An 18,132-nucleotide genomic window follows, 5' to 3' on the forward strand; every position below is an offset into this window, starting at 1 on the left:
AAATTGCTGCCATGCCGCATTCTGGCGTGTCTGCACCCGTTAGTGACGCTTTCTGTAAGAGGTATCGATGAACCCGCTTTCGCACGCTCTATCGCGCAACGGTAACAACTTCGATCTCGTGCGGCTCCTTGCCGCCATCGCCGTGGTGTATGGCCATTCGTATCTGCTGCAGGCACCCGACGGCACGACGGATTGGGTCCAGAATGCGCTCGGCTTCGATGGTTTCGGCGCACTCGGCGTCTATGCGTTTTTTCTGCTGAGCGGCATGCTGGTGACCGCCAGTTTCGACCGGCAACGTTCGGTGCCTCGTTTCGCCGCGTTGCGCATCGCGCGCCTGTGGCCGGCGGTGGCGGGCGGCTCGCTGGTGACGGTGTTCATCCTCGGGCCGCTGTTGACGACGCTGCCGCTGCGCGACTATTTCGCCTCCGGCATGACGTGGGCCAACCTCGACAACTTTTCCACCATCGTGCTGAAAACCGGCTGGGCGCTGCCTGGCGTGTTTGAACACAACCGCTTTCCCGTCGACGTCTGCGCGCCGCTGTGGACGTTGCCGCTCGAAGTGCGCTGCTATCTGATCGTGATGGTGACCGGCATGCTGGGGTTGCTGTCTAGCGCGCGCGGCGTGGCGCTGGCGGCGGCGCTCGGGTGCGCTGCCTTCGTTCTGCGCGTGCATCTGCCGCATCTGCAGATCGGCCTGCGCGACTTCAGCGAAACGCCCGGCGGCTATTCGTTCTGGCCGGAACCGTTTTTCATGCTGGGAATGCTGCTGTACGGCTGGCGCGAACGGCTCGATATCAACGGCCTGACCGCGCTCGCGCTGGCGATGGTGTTTCTGGTGTTCCGCGACACGGCGGGCGCTCAACCGCTGTTCTATCTGGCTTTCGCATACGGCGTGCTGTGGGTGGGCGCGACGCCGCTCCTGCGGCGCTTCGTGCCGCGTCACGACTACTCGTATGGGATTTATCTGTACGGCTTCATGGTGCAGCAATGCGTCGCGAATATCGCGCCGCAGTTGAGCCATGTGACGGCGGTGCTGATCGCCGCGCCGTTCATCGTGCTGTGCGCGGCGCTGTCGTGGCACTTCGTTGAGCGGCCGGTGCTGAGGTGGTGCCGCGAGCGTCTTGCGCGCCGGTCAACGACGCTTGGCGCGGGGATAGCGACGCGGTGAGTGTCCTGTTTGGCGCCGATGTCTGCCACCGGCACTTGCTGCCCTGGTTTGACGCCGGAGTTTGAAGGTTTGCATGCCGGCGAAATCACTTCGCCGGCATGAGCCATCAGCGTTACGCCTTTGCTGCCGCTTCGCGCTCGGCGGCTTCGATCGTGTTGACCAGCAGCATCGTGATGGTCATCGGACCGACGCCGCCCGGCACCGGCGTGATGTAGCCGGCCACTTCCTTGACGCCTGCGAAATCGACGTCGCCGCACAGCTTGCCGGCTTCGTCGCGATTCATGCCGACGTCGATCACAGCCGCACCCGGTTTCACCATGTCTGCCGTGAGAATGTTGCGCAGGCCCGTGGCGGCGACCACCACGTCGGCGTTGCGGGTATGGGCAGCCAGATCGCGCGTCTTGCTATGGCAGATCGTGACGGTCGCGCCCGCTTCGAGCAGCAGCAGCGCCATCGGCTTGCCGACGATGTTCGAGCGGCCGATCACCACCGCATTCGCGCCTTGCAGCGGAATCTCGTAGGCCGCCAGCATTTTCATCACGCCGTACGGCGTGCACGGGCGGAACAGCGGGCGGCCGGTCATCAGCGCACCGGCGTTGGCAACGTGAAAACCGTCGACATCTTTTTCCGGGGCGATCGCCTCGATCACCTTGTGGCTGTCGATATGCGGCGGCAACGGAAGTTGCACCAGAATGCCGTGAATCCGCGGATCGTGGTTCAGTTCGTCGATGCGTGCCAGCAGTTCGGCTTCCGGCAGATCGGCCGGATAGCGGTCGAACGACGAACCGAGGCCGTTGTCATTACACGCCTTGACCTTGTTGCGCACATAGACTTCGCTCGCTGGATTGTCGCCGACCAGCACCACGGCGAGGCCCGGCTGATGCCCGCGGGCGGTGAGGGCTGCGGCGCGCGTGGCGACTTCGGCGCGCAGGGACTTGGAAAGGGCTAGGCCGTCGATCAGTTTGGCAGTCATGGTCGGTCGAGATGGGCGGTTTGGAAAGCGGAGCAGGGCGCAGGCGCGCGTGCGCGGCACGTGCGATGGCGCTTTTCACCGGAAACGGGTCGGCACGTGAAAAGCGTGCGGCGCGAATCAGAGATAAGCAGCGCTGCAAAGTCCGACATTATACCGGCCCGGCATGGCGTGCCATGTACGGATTCCGGGTGAGCGGGCGCGCCGGAATCCGCGATGCCTCCAACCGTCGAGCGACTTCTCCCGCTACTCCTGCACCGGCTGCCAGCTATCGTCCGGGTCGAACGATTTAATGGCGGCCGCGGCACGCGCGGTTTGCGACCCGAGGTTCTTCTGATAGACCTGACCGTCCTGATTGACGATAAAGCTCATCACGCCGGTCTTGCCGTACTCGGCCGGCGAGGCGATCAGACCAAACCCTTTGGTCAGCACGCCGTTTTCGACGTAGTTCTGCGCGCCCCCCTTCGCGTGCGCACCTTGCGCCGTCAGGATCCGGTAGTGATAGCCGTGGTAGGCCTCTTTCGGCAGGGTGCCGTTGGGCATGGTGGCGGCGAGCGGTCCGAGCGGGCTTTCCGTTTCGCCGGGCGCCGTCGCCCAATACAGGCCGTCATGCTGGCCCTGCGTACTGACGAAGCGCTGTGCGTAGTGCTGGGTCAGGTTGTGGTAATCGTTTTGTGCGTCGAGGTAGGCGAGCGAGGTGAGGATCGCCGCGTGTTCGTTGCGTCCGATGCGGCGTGTCAGCATCTCGTCCTGCGCGGCGGGCGGATCGAAACGCCAACCCTTGCCAGCTTGCACGAGCGGAATCGGCAAGGTCCAGCCACTGTCGCCGACCGCCAGATGCGCGGTTGCGCGACCCTTGCTCTTCGCTGGGTCCTCGATGATCTGATGCCCCTTCGACCAAGCGCCGAGGAACTGGTAGATGTCGTCCTCGCCGATTCCTTCGGAAGGAATGTAGCGATGAAAATCGTTGCCGAGTACGTGTTTGAGCGCACCTTCGTCGTTGCGGGCCAAGGCGTCGACGAACGCACTGGCTGCTTCGTCGGCAGTGGGATAGATCGCCTGCGCGTGGGCGGCGGTCGTGCCGAGCAGCAATACCGGCGCCACCAGCAGGGTGCCGGTCGTGCCGAGGGCGACGGCGAGTGTCAGAACGTGGGCGCGCAAGGCGCCGCGTGGGAATAAGCGAATCATCAGGGACTCCTCTTGATCGTTCAACGGTTGCGGCCGAGGGGGCGCTCACCGCCGCCACCGCCCAGTCTGCCGCCACCAGCGCCGCCACCGCCGCCGCGCTCGACTCCGCCGCCGTTTGCACTGAGACTGGCGCCCGTGCGTTGCTGACCGCCGCCGTTGGCGCCGAGGCCGCCGTTGCTGGAACGGTTCGCGGCCGCGTTGCGGCTCGCCTCGCCGCGCTGCGTGTCCTGCCGCGCGGTGTTCCCGTCACCGGCCCCGCGTAACGCGTTATCGCGGTTGGCGTTCTGCGCGCGGTTTTGCAGATCGGCGTTCTGCGTGCCGCCCTGGTGGATCCCTTGCACGCGCTGGCTCGCGCTGCCGCTCAGGTTCTGGCCGGTGCGGTTCTGCAAGGTCTGCTGCGCCTGGGCGCGGGCGGCGTCGTCACGGCCGCGATAGGCATCGTGCTGCGCACTGCCGAGGTTGTTGTTGACGTTGCGGTTGACGTTCGTGTTGTTGACGTTGCGGTTGACGTTGGTGTTGCGGTTCCAGTTCGTCGTGCTGCTATTCACGTTGATCTGGTTGTTCACATTGATGTTGTTGTAATGGTTCACGTTGATGTTGACGTCGTGCGTGTTCCAGTTGAAGCCACCCCACAGCGAATTGGCAACCGCGACACCGGCGCCGAACGCAAGGCCGGTAGCGAAACCGGTAGCGATTGCATAACCGGGCGGCGGCGGCACATACACGGGCGGGTAGGCCGGATAGGGCCATGTCCCATAGACGACAGTCGGGTTATAGGTACGGCACGTACACCACTTGCGGATTGGCCGGCACGATCTGAATCGTGCTTTCCTCGACCACGACCTTCTGCTGCGAGCTCGTCTTCAGATTGCCCGCGGCCTGCGCCTGTTTGCGCAGGCGTTGCACGGAGTCCATCACGTCATTCGACTGACCCAGAAAGGCCGTGCCGAGTTGCGAGACCCAATCGGGTTTCGACGCCATCGTCGCGAGAACCTGAGGGAAGGCGACGAGTGACTGCACGCTCGGGTCCCAAGGCTCCGACGCGACCGCTTTGACGGCGTCGTCGCCTTGCAATTTCGAGTTTGCTTTCGACCATGCGGCCGCGGCCTGCACGTCTTGTGGGAAGGTGGCGGCCATCAGCACCTGCGCAAGCAGTGCGTCGGGATAGAGCGCGATGGGCGCGGTCAGCGAATCGAGTTGCTGGTTCGACATCTTCGCGGCGCTTTGCGCATAGACCGCGCTCGGCATGGCCAGACCGGCGAAGAGTGGCGCGCCCACAAGTGCGGCGCAAACAAGCAACACACGCGAACGGTGTGTTCCGGATCGTTTCACGATGAAATCCTCCCGGCTGCGTTAGACGCGCGAAGTCGATGAGCAGCGCATGCTGCGTTGCTTCGGCGCGATGGAATGGAGAAGGAAGCGAATAAAGGTCGGCTCAGCTTCGCTTGAACCGTTCGATATGACAGATGCCTCAGCAATGCGGCCGAACCGCTTTAACTGATTTGCGCCGCACGGCGACGCCGCATACGACAACGACAGCACACTTGTTCTGCGTTCATCGGGCATCAAAGATTCCTGTTGAGGAGTTCTTTGTAAATTAAGGGGCGCAGCGAAGCTTGTCAATCTTGTCAGAGGAAAGAAGTTATTGCTGCGCAGCGTAAGCGTTTGCTGAGTAATGCGTAATGATTAGCGGATGTGCCGAGCCATGCCGCGCGTCGCTGTCGCGAAGCGGGAGAAGGGAGGAGAGGGGAATGGAACAGACCGGACTAGTCGACAGTCCGGCCGTTGAACCGCAATAGCGAGCCGCGGGCTGTGCCGCGGTCGTTAAGTTTATTGCGCCGGTTGCGGCTTGTTCGACAGCGCAAGTCGCAGCAGGTCGGCGACCGTGTTGACGTTGAGTTTTTCCATGATGTTCGCGCGGTGCGCTTCAACCGTCTTGATGCTGATGCCGAGGTCGTCGGCGATCTGCTTGTTCAGGCGGCCGGCGATGATGCGTTCGAGCACCTGATGTTCACGCGCGGTCAGCTTGCCGAGACGTTCTGCCGCAGCGCGTTGCTGCTGCACGCTGGTGCTTTCGCTGCGCGCCTTGTCGAGCATGCGCTCGACAAGCTTGCGCAGTTCGGCTTCGTCGAACGGTTTTTCGATGAAGTCCATGGCGCCTTTTTTCATCGTCGACACAGCCATCGGCACATCGCCGTGGCCCGTCACGAAGATGATCGGCAGCGACGCGTTGTCGGCGATCAGGCGTTCCTGCAACTCGAGCCCGCTCATGCCGGACATCCGCACATCGAGAATCAGACAAGCGATCTGGCCCGGATGCGTATGCGGCTGCCATGCGTCGATAAACTGCTCGGCGCTGGAGAAGCATTGCACGCGGTAGCCGTTCGCCTCCAGCAGCCAGCGCAGCGAATCTCGCACGGCCTCGTCGTCGTCGACGACAAAGACAGTTTCCTGTGTGGTGACTGGGCTGTTCATAGCTCTCCCGTAACGGTTTGTGGTGTCGGCGCCTCTGACCCGCCGTTGCTCGGGCCGTCAGGCTCTCCAATAGGCAGACTGCAATGGAACGTGGCGCCTGTGATGTGGCCGTCAGATTCGACGTTGTTGACCACCCACAGACGGCCGCGGTGCGATTCGATAATCGAACGGCAAATATTCAGCCCCATGCCCATACCATCGGACTTGGTGCTGTAAAACGGTTCAAACAGACGCTCGGCTGTCGCTTCGTCGACACCCGGTCCCTGGTCGACGACGCTGATGCAGACAAACCCGCTTTCCAGTCGCACGACGACGCGAATCACGGGGTCGACCGCATTCGGACGCGCATCGTGCATGGCCTCGACGCCGTTCTTCAGCAGGTTGACCAGCACCTGCTCGATCAGCACCGGGTCGACGTAAATCACCGGCAGGCGCGAGCGCAGATCGGTCACGATGCGAATCTTGCGCTTGCGCGCTTCGAGTTCGGCGAGACCCACGGCATCGGCGACGATATCGGCCACGCGCGTAGCCTGGCGTTTCGGCTCGCTGCGTTTCACGAACTCGCGAATGCGCTTGATGATCATGCCAGCCCGCACTGCCTGTTGGGCGGTTTTCTCGAGCACGGGCAGAAGATTGTCAGGCGTCGTTCGACCGGATTTAACCAGTGCCACGGTTCCAGAGCAATAGTTATTGATCGCGGCGAGCGGCTGATTCAGTTCGTGCGCGAGCGACGAGGCCATTTCGCCCATCGTCATCAGGCGGCTGGTGAACTGCAGCTTCTCATCCTGCTGGCGCGAGAGTTCCTGAGCCTGCTTGCGGGTGGTGATGTCGGTCGCGATCTGCATTTGCGCGAGGTGGCCGTCCACCCACTGGATGTACTGGCGGCGTACTTCGAACCATTTCTGAATGCTTTGCACGTAGACTTCCTGCGCGTCGGCGGTGCTTTCGGTCAACGCGGCAGCCGGCAGACCCGCATAGGCATCCACCATATCGATCGAATCGGACGACGCCTGTGCGCTATCGAACCCGCCGCCCGCCAATTCCAGATGGCCGTCCGGGCGAATGCCGAACAGGTGGCGGTAGTAGCGGTTGGCGAACAGCAATTCGGCTTCGTCGGCGGCCAGCACGGACACGGCGGCGTCGAGACTTTCCAGCACGGTCGTGAAGCGTTCGTGTGCGGCGGCGAGCTCTTCGCGCGCGCGCTTCGGTTCGGTGATGTCGGTCATCGACGACATCCAGCCAGTCTGGCGGCCCGAGCTGTCGATCAGCGGCGACACATAGAGGCGCGCATGGAAGAGCGAACCGTCCTTGCGGCGCACCCGCAATTCGAAGCCCGAAGAGGGGGCTTTGCCGCGCAGCGTCATGTCGAGCTGGCGTTGCATCTCAGGGTAGGCGTCGCGCGGCCAGTAAGCGAACGGCGCGTTCTTGCCGACCAGATCGCTTTCGTCCCAACCGGTCATGCGGCAAAAGGCCGGATTGACGTGAGTGATGCGGCCGTGCATGTCGAGCACGCGCATACCGATCAGCACCGAGTTTTCCATCGCGCGCCGGAAGAAGGCTTCGGCGTAGAGCGCCTGCTGCGCCTCGAAACGTTGCCGCGTGTGCTTCCACAAACTCCACAGACTCCACAACACGAAGCACGACAGGCCGGCCACCAGCCAGACCAGCGTGTTGTTGGTGAAGTTGGTCATCTGCGGGAACGCGTAGACGCGTACCGAGACGCCCTGGCCCGGCGGGTCGAGCGGCAGATCGTAGAACATGTCGCGCGGCAGGCGCGGGCGGGTCGACGTGGTGGTCAACTCGCGGTTGTTCACGTCGATGATCGAGATTTTGTATTTCGCCGACAACTCGGGCGGAATGTCGTGCTTCAGGATCCCTTCCACGGAGAACACGGCGGCAATCGTGCCGAGGAAGTCGCGGTCGCGGTAGACCGGCGTCTGCAGCGTGATGTAGCCGTTGCCGAGGTCGTCGTAGATCAGCGGCGAGTACACCTGGCGGCGCGTATTGCGCGCCTCGTTGAAGGCGGCTTTGACGGCCTCGTCCATCTGCGCGTCGTTCGGCTTGGCGAGACGCTGGCCGAACACGGGGAGTGCGGTATTGGGCCAGCGCGGCTGCTGCAGGCTCGTGTACCAGTTCATGTAGAGGATCTCGGGATGCCCCTGCATGATGTCCGTGGTGGACACCTGGAATGAATGCGGATCGGCGTGGCCGGCGACGAGATCGCGGGCGAGGGCCTGAATCTGTTCCTGCGCGCCCGTCATGGACAGGCGGATCTGCTGCTGCGCCCACGCGACGTTACGGTAGAGCGTGTCTTCCTGTTGCTGCTGTTCGCGCCGGTTCAGGCTCCACAGAATCAGGCTCATGACGACCAGGAAAACCAGGATCGACAGCAGCGGCGTGAGCAAATAGGAGTTCGACCACCACGGTCCGTGGTGCCAGCGGGAGGACGGCGTCGAATCCGCCGGCGAACCAGCGGTGCGCGCCGAGCGAGCGAAAAGCCGTTCGGTCAACATGCGTGGCATTGTAGCGCAGCGAGTCACTAGCAAATGGCGCAAAAAAGCGCTGAAAGAACCGTTATTCGGCGCAAACTAGCCGACGTATCCGTCGATCGGCAGTCAAATCAGGTTGCGCCGCAACAATTTTCCGCATTATGAGAATCGATCTCGTAATTCGAAAATTTTGTTGCGCGGACGTCGGGACCCCTTTTACAATCGGCCGAAGCTGCCGCGGTCGTGCTTCGTCCGCGTCGTCTGTTCAAAGAGCGTTCCTCTATATCCAGGAGACGAGCATGTCCGCTGTACCCGACGAAGTCATGAAATATGTCGCTGCTGAAAAAGACGACGATCCCCAGGAAACCGGCGAATGGCTGGAAGCGCTGGATGGCGTGATTTCTGCTGTGGGCCCCGATCGCGCTCACTACCTCATCGAGAAACAGATCGAATTCGCCCGCGTACATGGCGAACATCTGCCGTTCTCTGCAAATACCCCCTACATCAATACGATTCCTGTTTCGCGTCAGGCGCCGATTCCCGGTGACCAGGACCTCGAACACCGGATTCGCTCGTACACGCGCTGGAACGCCATCGCCATGGTGCTGCGCGCGGGCAAGGACACGAACGTCGGCGGCCACATCGCCTCGTTCGCGTCGGCCGCCACGCTGTACGACGTCGGCTACAACCACTTCTGGCACGCACCGTCCGCTGAACATGGTGGTGACCTCGTGTTCGTGCAGGGCCATTCGTCGCCGGGTGTGTACTCGCGCGCGTTCCTGCTCGGCCGTCTGACCGAGAACCAGCTCGACAACTTCCGTCAGGAAGTGGGCGGCGAGGGCATCTCGTCGTACCCGCACCCGTGGCTGATGCCGGACTTCTGGCAATTCCCGACCGTCTCGATGGGTCTCGGCCCGATCATGGCGATCTATCAGGCGCGCTTCATGAAGTACCTGCAGGCGCGCGGCATTGCGAAGACCGAAGGCCGCAAGGTCTGGGCCTTCCTCGGCGACGGCGAAACGGATGAACCGGAATCGCTCGGCGCAATCGGCATGGCCGGTCGCGAACGCCTCGACAACCTCGTGTTCGTGATCAACTGCAATCTGCAGCGCCTCGACGGTCCGGTGCGCGGTAACGGCAAGATCATCCAGGAACTCGAAAGCGAATTCCGCGGCGCCGGCTGGAACGTCATCAAGGTCGTCTGGGGCAGCCGCTGGGATGCGCTGTTCCAACGCGACAAGTCGGGCGCACTGATGCGCCGGATGATGGAAGTCGTCGACGGCGAATATCAGACGTACAAGTCGGAGTCGGGCGCGTATGTTCGCGAACACTTCTTCAATACGCCTGAATTGAAGGCGCTGGTTGCCGAGTGGTCCGATGAAGACATCTGGAACCTGAACCGCGGCGGCCACGATCCGCACAAGATCTACGCAGCGTTCTCGGAAGCTTCGAACTCGCAGGGCCAGCCGACCGTCATCCTCGCGAAGACGATCAAGGGCTACGGCATGGGCGAAGCCGGCCAGGCGATGAACATCACCCACCAGCAGAAGAAGCTGCATGTCGATCAGCTGAAGAAATTCCGCGATCAGTTCCGTCTGCCGATCCCCGACGAAGACCTCGTCAACGTGCCGTACCTCAAGTTCGAAGAAGGTTCGAAGGAACTCGAGTACATGCGCGCTCGCCGTCAGGACCTCGGCGGCTATCTGCCGGCGCGTCGTCAGAAAGCCGAGTCGCTGCCGGTGCCGGCGCTCGACGCGTTCGAGCCGCTGCTGAAGGGCACGGGAGAAGGCCGTGAGATCTCCACGACGATGGCGTTCGTGCGGATCCTGAACATCTTGCTGAAAGACAAGGCGCTCGGTAAGCGCATCGTGCCGATCGTGCCGGACGAGTCGCGTACCTTCGGTATGGAAGGCCTGTTCCGCCAGATCGGTATCTGGAATCAGGAAGGCCAGAAGTATGTGCCGGAAGATTCCGACCAACTGATGTTCTACCGCGAATCGGAAACCGGCCAGATCCTGCAGGAAGGGATCAACGAAGCTGGCGGTATGTGTGACTGGATCGCAGCCGCGACGTCGTACTCGACGCACGGCGAGATCATGATCCCGTTCTACATCTTCTACTCGATGTTCGGCTTCCAGCGTATCGGCGATCTGGCATGGGCGGCGGGCGACATGCGTTCGCGCGGCTTCCTGCTGGGCGGCACGGCTGGCCGCACGACGCTGAACGGCGAAGGTCTGCAACACGAAGACGGCCACTCGCTCCTGTGGGCGGCATCGGTGCCGAACTGCATCAGCTACGACCCGACGTTCGGTTATGAACTTGCAGTCATCATGCAGGACGGTCTGCGTCGCATGGTTGCTGACCAGGAAGACGTGTACTACTACATCACGGTGATGAACGAGAACTACGAGCACCCGGCGATTCCGCAGGGCGATGCCGTAGCGGCCGACATCATCAAGGGTATGTACTCGTTCAGGAAGGCCGATGCTGATAAGAAGGCACCGCGCGTTCAACTGATGGGTGCAGGCACGATCTTTAACGAAGTGATCGCCGCTGCTGATCTGCTGAAGAACGACTGGGGCGTCGCTGCCGACCTGTGGAGCGTGCCGAGTTTCACCGAACTGGCTCGCGAAGGTCACGAAGTGCAGCGCTGGAACCTGCTGCATCCGACGGAAGAGAAGAAGGTCTCGCACGTCGAGAAGCTGCTGAAGGATGCACAAGGTCCGGTCATCGCTTCGACCGACTATGTGCGCGCGCTGACCGAGCAGATCCGCGCGTTCGTGCCGCAGAAGTTCGTCGTGCTGGGCACGGATGGCTACGGCCGTTCGGACACGCGCGAAAAGCTGCGTCACTTCTTCGAAGTCGACCGCTACTGGGTCACGGTTGCCGCGTTGAATGCACTGGCAGATGAAGGCACGATCGAACGCAAGGTCGTCGCCGAGGCGCTCAAGAAGTACAACCTTGATCCCGCCAAACCCAACCCGATGACCGTCTAAGGCATCATTCCCCGTGTGCCACGGCGTGCGCGCCTGCTCCTGATCGACAGGAGCGGGCGGCGTGCGCGGCCCAGGAGACACTAACAATGAGTCAAGCGATCGAAGTCAAGGTGCCGGACATCGGCGATTACAAGGACATTCCTGTGATCGAGGTGCTGGTGAAGGCGGGTGACACCGTCGAGAAAGAGCAGTCGCTCGTTACGCTGGAATCCGACAAGGCGACCATGGACGTGCCGAGCTCGGCCGCCGGCGTTGTCAAGGAAGTGAAGGTCAAGGTTGGCGACAACGTGTCGGAAGGCTCGCTGATCGTCGTGCTGGATGGCGCGGGCGCGGCTGCTCCGGCTCCGGCGCCTGCCGCTGCACCGGCTCCCGCAGCGGCCCCGGCTGCTGCGCCTGCCTCGGCGCCGGCTACGAGCGGCGGTGGTCTGCAAGAAGTCAAAGTGCCGGATATCGGCGACTACAAAGACATCCCCGTGATCGAAGTCGCGGTGAAGGTCGGCGATCGCGTCGAGAAAGAGCAGTCGCTGGTGACGCTCGAATCCGACAAGGCGACCATGGACGTGCCGAGCTCGGCCGCCGGCGTCGTCAAGGAAGTGAAGGTCAAGGTCGGCGATAACGTGTCGGAAGGCTCGGTCATCGTCGTGCTGGAAGCGGATGGCGCGGCTGCACCGGCTGCGGCTGCCGCACCTGCTGCCAAGCAGGAAGTGCTCGAGAAGCCGTCGGATGCGCCGGCTGCTCCTTCGCCCGCGCCGGCTTCGCCGTCAGCGCTTGCACAAGCGCCGCTGATCCAGGCTGGTGAGGGTGGCGCTCGCCGTGCGAGCCACGCTTCGCCGTCCGTGCGCAAGTTTGCGCGCGAACTCGGCGTCGACGTGACGCAGGTGCAGGGCACGGGGCCGAAGGGCCGTATTACGCAAGCGGACGTGACCGGCTTCATCAAGGGTGTGATGACGGGTCAACGCGCTGCACCGGCAGGTGCTGCTGCGCCGGCTGCCGCGGGTGGCGGCGAATTGAATCTGCTGCCGTGGCCGAAGGTCGACTTCACCAAGTTCGGCCCAGTCGATCCGAAGCCGTTGTCGCGCATCAAGAAGATCTCGGGTGCGAACCTGCATCGCAACTGGGTCATGATTCCGCACGTCACGAACAACGACGAAGCGGACATCACCGATCTCGAAGCGCTGCGCGTGCAGTTGAACAAGGAAAACGAAAAGGCCGGTGTGAAGTTCACGATGCTGGCGTTCGTGATCAAGGCGGTGGTTGCTGCCTTGAAGCAGTTCCCGACGTTCAATGCGAGCCTCGACGGTGACAACCTGGTGTTCAAGCAGTACTTCCATATTGGATTTGCTGCCGATACGCCGAATGGTCTGGTCGTCCCGGTGATTCGCGATGCGGACAAGAAGGGTTTGATCGATATCGCGAAGGAAATGACCGAGTTGTCGAAGGCGGCGCGTGACGGCAAGCTGAAGCCGGATCAGATGCAAGGCGGCTGCTTCTCGATTTCTTCTCTTGGCGGTATTGGCGGTACGAACTTCACGCCGATTATCAATGCGCCTGAAGTCGCTATTCTCGGTTTGTCGCGTGGCGCGATGAAGCCGGTTTGGGATGGCAAGCAGTTTGTGCCGCGTCTGATTCTGCCGCTGTCGTTGTCGTATGACCATCGGGTGATTGATGGTGCTGCGGCGGCGCGGTTCAATGCGTATCTGGGTGCGATTCTTGCCGATTTTCGGCGTGTGATTCTTTGATCGGATGACGGTTGCGCGGGGCGCGGGTTTGGTTCGTTTTGTCTGTTATCCGCGTCCTTCTGTAGAACCTGCTTTCTTAGTGGTCTATTAGCGTTGCCCCTGTGCGGGGCGGCACCTACTTTTCTTTGTCTTCCAAAGAAAAGTAGGCAAAAGAAAGGCGCGTCCTTGGGCGGACAGCAAAGGAAGTTTCTGTTCGCCGCGTTGCCGGCTTTTAGGCTGCTTTTTTTTGGTTCTTCGTCTCATCACGATCAATAAGAGAAGGGGACACTATGAGTCTCGTCGAAGTAAAAGTGCCGGATATCGGTGACTTCAAGGACGTCGATGTCATCGAAGTCAATATCAAACCGGGCGATGTCATCGAGAAGGAGCAGGCGCTGATGACGCTCGAGTCCGATAAGGCCTCCATCGAAGTGCCGAGCGATACCGCCGGCACCGTCAAGGAAGTACGCGTCAAAGCCGGCGACAAAGTCTCGCAAGGTACGCTCATCGCGCTAGTTGAAACGTCTGCGGACGCAGCGCCGGCTAAGGCGCCTGAGAAGGCGCCCGCTCCGGCAGCAGCGCCTGCACCGGCGCCTGCGCCTGCGTCCAAAGCGGCAGCGCCCGCGCCGCAAGCCGGTAGCTTCTCCGGCAACGCGGATATCGAGTGTGACATGCTCGTGCTCGGTTCGGGTCCCGGCGGTTACTCGGCTGCGTTCCGCTCGGCCGACCTCGGCATGAAGACGGTGCTCGTCGAACGCTATTCAACGCTCGGCGGTGTCTGTCTGAATGTCGGTTGTATTCCCTCGAAGGCGCTGCTGCACACGGCGCTCGTTATCGACGAAGCGGAAGCGCTCGGCGCGCATGGCATCACGTTCGGCAAGCCGCAAATCGATCTCGACAAGCTGCGAGACTTCAAGTCGGGTGTCGTCAAGAAGCTCACCGGCGGTCTCGCCGGCATGGCCAAGATGCGCAAGGTCGAAGTCGTGACGGGTACCGGCTCGTTCGTCGATCCGTATCACATGGAAGTGCAGACCGAAGGCGGCAAGAAGGTCGTCAAGTTCAAGCAGGCGATCATCGCCGCAGGCTCGGAAGCGGTGAAGCTGCCGTTCATTCCGGAAGATCCGCGTGTGGTCGATTCGACCGGCGCGCTCGAACTGCGTCAGATTCCGCAGCGCATGCTGGTGGTCGGCGGCGGCATCATCGGGCTCGAAATGGCGACGGTCTACGCCACGCTCGGCGCACAGATCGACGTGGTCGAAATGCTCGACGGTCTGATGGCCGGCGCGGATCGCGATCTGGTCAAGGTCTGGGAGAAGTACAACAGCAAGCGTTTTGCCAACGTCATGCTGAAGACCAAAACCACCGCGGCGGAAGCGAAAGACGACGGCATCTACGTGTCGTTCGAAGGCGAAAAGGCCCCGGCCGAAGCGCAACGCTATGACCTCGTGCTGGTCGCCGTCGGCCGGTCGCCGAATGGCAAGAAGATCGGCGCGGACAAGGCAGGCGTGGCTGTAACGGATCGCGGCTTCATCGACGTCGACAAGCAGATGCGCACCAACGTGCCGCATATCTTCGCGATCGGCGATATCGTCGGTCAGCCGATGCTCGCGCACAAAGCAGTGCACGAAGCTCACGTCGCCGCTGAAGTGGCTCACGGCGAGAAGGCGTACTTCGATGCGCTGCAGATTCCGTCGGTGGCCTACACCGATCCGGAAGTGGCGTGGGCCGGCAAGACGGAGGATCAGCTAAAGGCCGAGGGCGTCAAGTACGGCAAGGCGGTGTTCCCGTGGGCAGCGTCAGGCCGCGCGATCGCCAACGGCCGCGACGAAGGCTTCACCAAGCTGCTGTTCGACGAAGAAACGCACCGCGTGATCGGCGGCGGGATCGTCGGTTTGAACGCCGGCGACCTGATCAGCGAAGTGTGCCTCGCAGTCGAAATGGGGGCGGACGCAACGGATATCGGTAAGACGATTCACCCGCATCCGACGCTCGGCGAATCGATCGGTATGGCCGCAGAGTTGTACGAAGGCGTCTGCACCGACTTGCCGCCGCAGAAAAAGAAGTAATGCTGCTGAACCCGCCTGCATGCAGGCGGGTTCGAGGAAGCGGATGCAAAAAAACGGCGCGCCCCGCAAAGGGCGCGCCGTTTTTCTTATGCAGCAAGCAGCGTAGAGCGTTTGACGCGAAGCAACGCATGCGACATGCGCCGCGCGTCTCAGGCGGCGGGAAAAAAAATCCCGGCCTTTCGCCGGGCAAACGATACGCTATTCAACGTATCGGAGCGTTCGGCCAGATGAAACCGTGTGAGCGGCAACGGCACGACGCTGTTGCTTGCATGTTGTTGCTGCAATCGCGCCAGCCCTGCCGTGAGGCGGGCCGGCGTGATGTGCGGCTTGAAACTTAGACTGCCTTCTTTGCCGAGCGCGATGCTTGTGCAGCGGCTTGCGATGCTGCCTTCGATGCGGCCGTTGCGGCTGCATTGAAGTTGCTTTCGGCGATTTCGACAGCTTGCTTGGTTGCCTTGTGGACCGTTTCGTACGTGGTGTTGGCGGCGGTGATTGCCGACTTCAGCACGGCGACGGCGGTTTCCGAACCGGCCGGGGCATTCTTCGCAACGTTTTCGACGAGCGACTGGACCTTGCGGTTTTGCTCTTCGAATTGGGCTTCTGCGACGCGGGTGAATTCACCTTGCGTTGCCGAAACGATCTCATACACGTGACGGCCGTACGACAGCGCCTTTTCAGCCACCGGCTGTGCGAGGCTAGCTTGCAGTGCCAGCAGTTCCTGCGCGTCCTTCACTGACAGTGCGCGTTGGGCATTTTCCTGGCTTTCCGCGAGAGTCGATTTCACGACTTGCAGGTTCAGTTCAACCAGCTTTTCGACGCCTTCAAATGCTTTGGTCGTCAGGCCGAACAGCGTTTCAAAGTTGGCTTTCTGGGCTGCAGCGAATTGCTCAGGGGTCAGCAGAGTCATGGTTTACGCTCCTGGATCGCGGTCTGTCTGTGCGGACCGCATTGGGTTGGTGGCGAGACGCTCTCAGATCGTCTCCCCGGACCGCGATGTTTTGTGCATCGCAGCAATGGTTCCCATTTTAGGATGGTGTTAACGAATGTCAAGTGTTTTTTGTGCGTCGCACAATGTTAAGAAATTACTGATAAAACAATATGTTATGCAGTGGGCATGACATTCGTTTGACGCAAGTTGATTTGTCTGTCGCACCGCACTGGTGCAGGATAAATCCGCATTTGTTACCGATTTCAGGAGAGATTTTGACCGCGCGATGAGGTCCGGCGCGGGTGGAAGGGCAAATCGACATTTGACAAAAAACCCGTCGATTGCCCATTCCGATGTAAACCAGAAAGTGTCACGGAACGTTAATGCTCTATGCCGGTCGAATGCGCGTTGGCGGTCTCCAGCAGGTGTTTAACAGCCCGCAGCAGTACCCGCTCGACGTTCCGGTGCGCCGGCAAGGCTTTACATGCCTGCGCTCTGACCGTATTTCCCCTGATCAAGGTTGTCTCGAAATTGCCGTTATGCTGAAAGAATCGGTTCGATTCCTGCAATTGGCGGCAAAGGCGAGGCGAAGCGCGTTGGCGATCGTTTTTTTCGATCGAAACGCGGCACTTATTTGTGTTTTTGCGATCGGAGCTTACAAGCCGGTTTAAGGAGCGCGTATAAGTGCTTCAAATTGCTAATTTTTCGTTGTTTTACTACACTTGCGGAAACCTCTCGCCGCTCCCTACTGAACACCCATGAAAACCGACATGTTTTCGTCGCTAAAAGTGATCCACGGCGCGGCTCGCAGCACCGCTCTGTCGGTGGCCGCCTCCATGGTCATCGCAGCGGCGTTCGCCACGCCTGTCATCACTTTTGCCGCCACGCCCGCCACCACGGCAAAAACCTCCAAACACGCGAAAGCGGCCAAAAAGCCCGCCGCGGCCCCCGCTGACAAAGTGTCGAGCAAGAAGGCCGCCAACGGCGCTGCTGCGAACGTGGCCGCTGCCGCCGGTGACGACGCGCCGCGCACGAGCGTCAAGCGCAAGCGCGTGACGTACTCGTCGAACGGCCGTCACCACTCGGTGATGCGCCGCGTCGCGTACGAACCGCGTCCGCCTACCGTCGGCCAGGCTTTCGGTCTGCATGACACGCCGGACGCGCTGATGCTGCGTTCAAGCGTTGCCTATGTGATCGATCAGAACACCGGCGAATCGCTGTTCGACAAGAATTCGCGCGCCGTGGTGCCGATCGCGTCGATCACCAAGCTGATGACCGCGATGGTCGTGCTCGATTCGAAAGAGCCGATGACCGACCAGATCGAAGTCACCGACGAAGACCGCGACTACGAGAAGAACACCGGCTCGCGTCTGTCAGTGGGCTCGGTGCTCTCGCGTGAAGACATGCTGCATATCGCGCTGATGGCCTCGGAAAACCGCGCAGCCGCGGCGATGTCGCGTTATTTCCCGGGCGGCCGTCCGGCGTTCCTCGCGGCAATGAACGCGAAGGCCAAGCAACTCGGCATGACCGACACGCACTTTGAAAACCCCACGGGTTTGACGAGCCAGAACGTCTCGAGCGCACGCGACCTCGTGAAGATGGTCAATGCGGCGTATCAGTATCCGATGATCCGCAAGTTCTCGACCGACCACAGCTACGAGGTGTACACCGGCAAGCGTTCGCTGGCGTACAACAGCACGAATGCATTGGTGCGTAACCCGACGTGGGACATCGGTCTGCAAAAGACCGGGTTTATCAACGAAGCGGGCGAGTGTCTCGTGATGCAGGCGACCATTCACGGTCGCCCGATGATCATCGTGCTGCTTGACTCGTCGGGTAAGTACTCGCGCTTTGCGGACGCGACGCGTCTGCGCACGTGGCTCGATAACGGTGGCGATCAACCGCGGATTACCAGCGCGGATGCCAGCGGCGCGGGCACCTGAAGCGCGCTAGCTTACTCTGCCGGCCGGTTTTCGAACCGGCCAGAAAAAAGCCTCGCAGATGCGAGGCTTCAGACTGCTGACCAACCCCACGTTTTTCGGAGCGTGGGGTTTTGTTTTTCAGGCCAGGCGGGTCGCGGCGTAAGGCGCGAGTTTTGGGTCAATCAAGGCCCGGAGTGCGCTGATGAGCCGCT

General features: G+C 61.5%; 12 protein-coding genes and 1 pseudogene. 6 read left to right on the forward strand and 7 right to left on the reverse strand.

Going from position 1 to position 18,132, the window contains the following annotated elements:
- The first annotated feature begins 67 nt into the window (after positions 1-67).
- Positions 68-1,168, forward strand: coding sequence for an acyltransferase family protein (locus tag FSO04_RS35270; RefSeq protein ID WP_154566148.1), 1,101 nt, complete (start codon positions 68-70; stop codon positions 1,166-1,168).
- Between the two features lie 112 nt (positions 1,169-1,280).
- On the opposite strand, the gene folD is transcribed toward FSO04_RS35270, so the two are convergent.
- From folD to fixL, 6 genes and pseudogenes are all read right to left on the reverse strand, one after another.
- Entirely contained in the window at positions 1,281-2,141 is an 861-nt protein-coding gene (gene folD, locus FSO04_RS35275; RefSeq protein ID WP_154566149.1) for a bifunctional methylenetetrahydrofolate dehydrogenase/methenyltetrahydrofolate cyclohydrolase FolD, read from the reverse strand.
- Between the two features lie 243 nt (positions 2,142-2,384).
- A complete protein-coding gene (locus tag FSO04_RS35280; RefSeq protein WP_154566150.1) occupies positions 2,385-3,326 on the reverse strand; it encodes a DUF2950 domain-containing protein in 942 nt (313 codons plus the stop codon).
- Between the two features lie 20 nt (positions 3,327-3,346).
- A pseudogene (locus FSO04_RS35285) lies at positions 3,347-4,658 on the reverse strand (DUF3300 domain-containing protein).
- A 21-nt stretch (positions 4,659-4,679) separates the two neighbouring features.
- On the reverse strand, positions 4,680-4,892 hold the full coding sequence (locus FSO04_RS35290) for a hypothetical protein (protein ID WP_154566151.1): 213 nt from the start codon (positions 4,890-4,892) through the stop codon (positions 4,680-4,682).
- 264 nt (positions 4,893-5,156) lie between these two features.
- Positions 5,157-5,801: an oxygen response regulator transcription factor FixJ gene (gene fixJ / locus FSO04_RS35295; RefSeq protein ID WP_011488992.1), complete on the reverse strand. Its 645-nt coding sequence runs from the start codon at positions 5,799-5,801 to the stop codon at positions 5,157-5,159.
- Positions 5,798-8,314: an oxygen sensor histidine kinase FixL gene (gene fixL, locus FSO04_RS35300; RefSeq protein ID WP_154566152.1), complete on the reverse strand. Its 2,517-nt coding sequence runs from the start codon at positions 8,312-8,314 to the stop codon at positions 5,798-5,800. Before fixL ends, fixJ begins: the two co-directional genes overlap by 4 nt.
- 275 nt (positions 8,315-8,589) lie before the next feature.
- On the opposite strand from fixL, the gene aceE reads away from it, so the two are divergent.
- The 3 genes from aceE (at position 8,590) to lpdA (ending at position 15,070) form a co-directional block, all read left to right on the forward strand.
- Positions 8,590-11,286: a pyruvate dehydrogenase (acetyl-transferring), homodimeric type gene (gene aceE, locus FSO04_RS35305; RefSeq protein WP_154566153.1), complete on the forward strand. Its 2,697-nt coding sequence runs from the start codon at positions 8,590-8,592 to the stop codon at positions 11,284-11,286.
- 86 nt (positions 11,287-11,372) lie between these two features.
- Positions 11,373-13,025, forward strand: coding sequence for a dihydrolipoyllysine-residue acetyltransferase (gene aceF / locus FSO04_RS35310; protein WP_154566154.1), 1,653 nt, complete (start codon positions 11,373-11,375; stop codon positions 13,023-13,025).
- A gap of 269 nt (positions 13,026-13,294) precedes the next feature.
- On the forward strand, positions 13,295-15,070 hold the full coding sequence (gene lpdA, locus FSO04_RS35315) for a dihydrolipoyl dehydrogenase (RefSeq protein WP_154566155.1): 1,776 nt from the start codon (positions 13,295-13,297) through the stop codon (positions 15,068-15,070).
- Between the two features lie 334 nt (positions 15,071-15,404).
- On the opposite strand, the gene FSO04_RS35320 is transcribed toward lpdA, so the two are convergent.
- The gene (locus FSO04_RS35320) at positions 15,405-15,977 is read right to left on the reverse strand and encodes a phasin family protein (protein ID WP_054038013.1); all 573 of its coding nucleotides are present in this window, start codon (positions 15,975-15,977) and stop codon (positions 15,405-15,407) included.
- 404 nt (positions 15,978-16,381) lie between these two features.
- On the opposite strand from FSO04_RS35320, the gene FSO04_RS35325 reads away from it, so the two are divergent.
- The gene (locus tag FSO04_RS35325; RefSeq protein ID WP_154566156.1) at positions 16,382-16,669 is read left to right on the forward strand and encodes a hypothetical protein; all 288 of its coding nucleotides are present in this window, start codon (positions 16,382-16,384) and stop codon (positions 16,667-16,669) included.
- Between the two features lie 87 nt (positions 16,670-16,756).
- Positions 16,757-17,941, forward strand: coding sequence for a D-alanyl-D-alanine endopeptidase (gene pbpG / locus FSO04_RS35330; protein ID WP_154566157.1), 1,185 nt, complete (start codon positions 16,757-16,759; stop codon positions 17,939-17,941).
- Positions 17,942-18,132: the final 191 nt, after the last annotated feature.

The sequence above is a fragment of the Paraburkholderia madseniana genome (assembly GCF_009690905.1).
Classification (GTDB): Bacteria; Pseudomonadota; Gammaproteobacteria; order Burkholderiales; family Burkholderiaceae; genus Paraburkholderia; species Paraburkholderia madseniana.

What these genes read in the sequence shown, in the direction of transcription:
- FSO04_RS35270 (WP_154566148.1), top strand. Translation starts at nt 68, where the DNA reads ATGAACCCGCTTTCGCACGCTCTATCGCGCAACGGTAACAACTTCGAT.
- folD (WP_154566149.1), bottom strand. Translation starts at nt 2,141, where the DNA reads ATGACTGCCAAACTGATCGACGGCCTAGCCCTTTCCAAGTCCCTGCGC.
- FSO04_RS35280 (WP_154566150.1), bottom strand. Translation starts at nt 3,326, where the DNA reads ATGATTCGCTTATTCCCACGCGGCGCCTTGCGCGCCCACGTTCTGACA.
- FSO04_RS35290 (WP_154566151.1), bottom strand. Translation starts at nt 4,892, where the DNA reads ATGCCCGATGAACGCAGAACAAGTGTGCTGTCGTTGTCGTATGCGGCG.
- fixJ (WP_011488992.1), bottom strand. Translation starts at nt 5,801, where the DNA reads ATGAACAGCCCAGTCACCACACAGGAAACTGTCTTTGTCGTCGACGAC.
- fixL (WP_154566152.1), bottom strand. Translation starts at nt 8,314, where the DNA reads ATGTTGACCGAACGGCTTTTCGCTCGCTCGGCGCGCACCGCTGGTTCG.
- aceE (WP_154566153.1), top strand. Translation starts at nt 8,590, where the DNA reads ATGTCCGCTGTACCCGACGAAGTCATGAAATATGTCGCTGCTGAAAAA.
- aceF (WP_154566154.1), top strand. Translation starts at nt 11,373, where the DNA reads ATGAGTCAAGCGATCGAAGTCAAGGTGCCGGACATCGGCGATTACAAG.
- lpdA (WP_154566155.1), top strand. Translation starts at nt 13,295, where the DNA reads ATGAGTCTCGTCGAAGTAAAAGTGCCGGATATCGGTGACTTCAAGGAC.
- FSO04_RS35320 (WP_054038013.1), bottom strand. Translation starts at nt 15,977, where the DNA reads ATGACTCTGCTGACCCCTGAGCAATTCGCTGCAGCCCAGAAAGCCAAC.
- FSO04_RS35325 (WP_154566156.1), top strand. Translation starts at nt 16,382, where the DNA reads ATGCTCTATGCCGGTCGAATGCGCGTTGGCGGTCTCCAGCAGGTGTTT.
- pbpG (WP_154566157.1), top strand. Translation starts at nt 16,757, where the DNA reads ATGAAAACCGACATGTTTTCGTCGCTAAAAGTGATCCACGGCGCGGCT.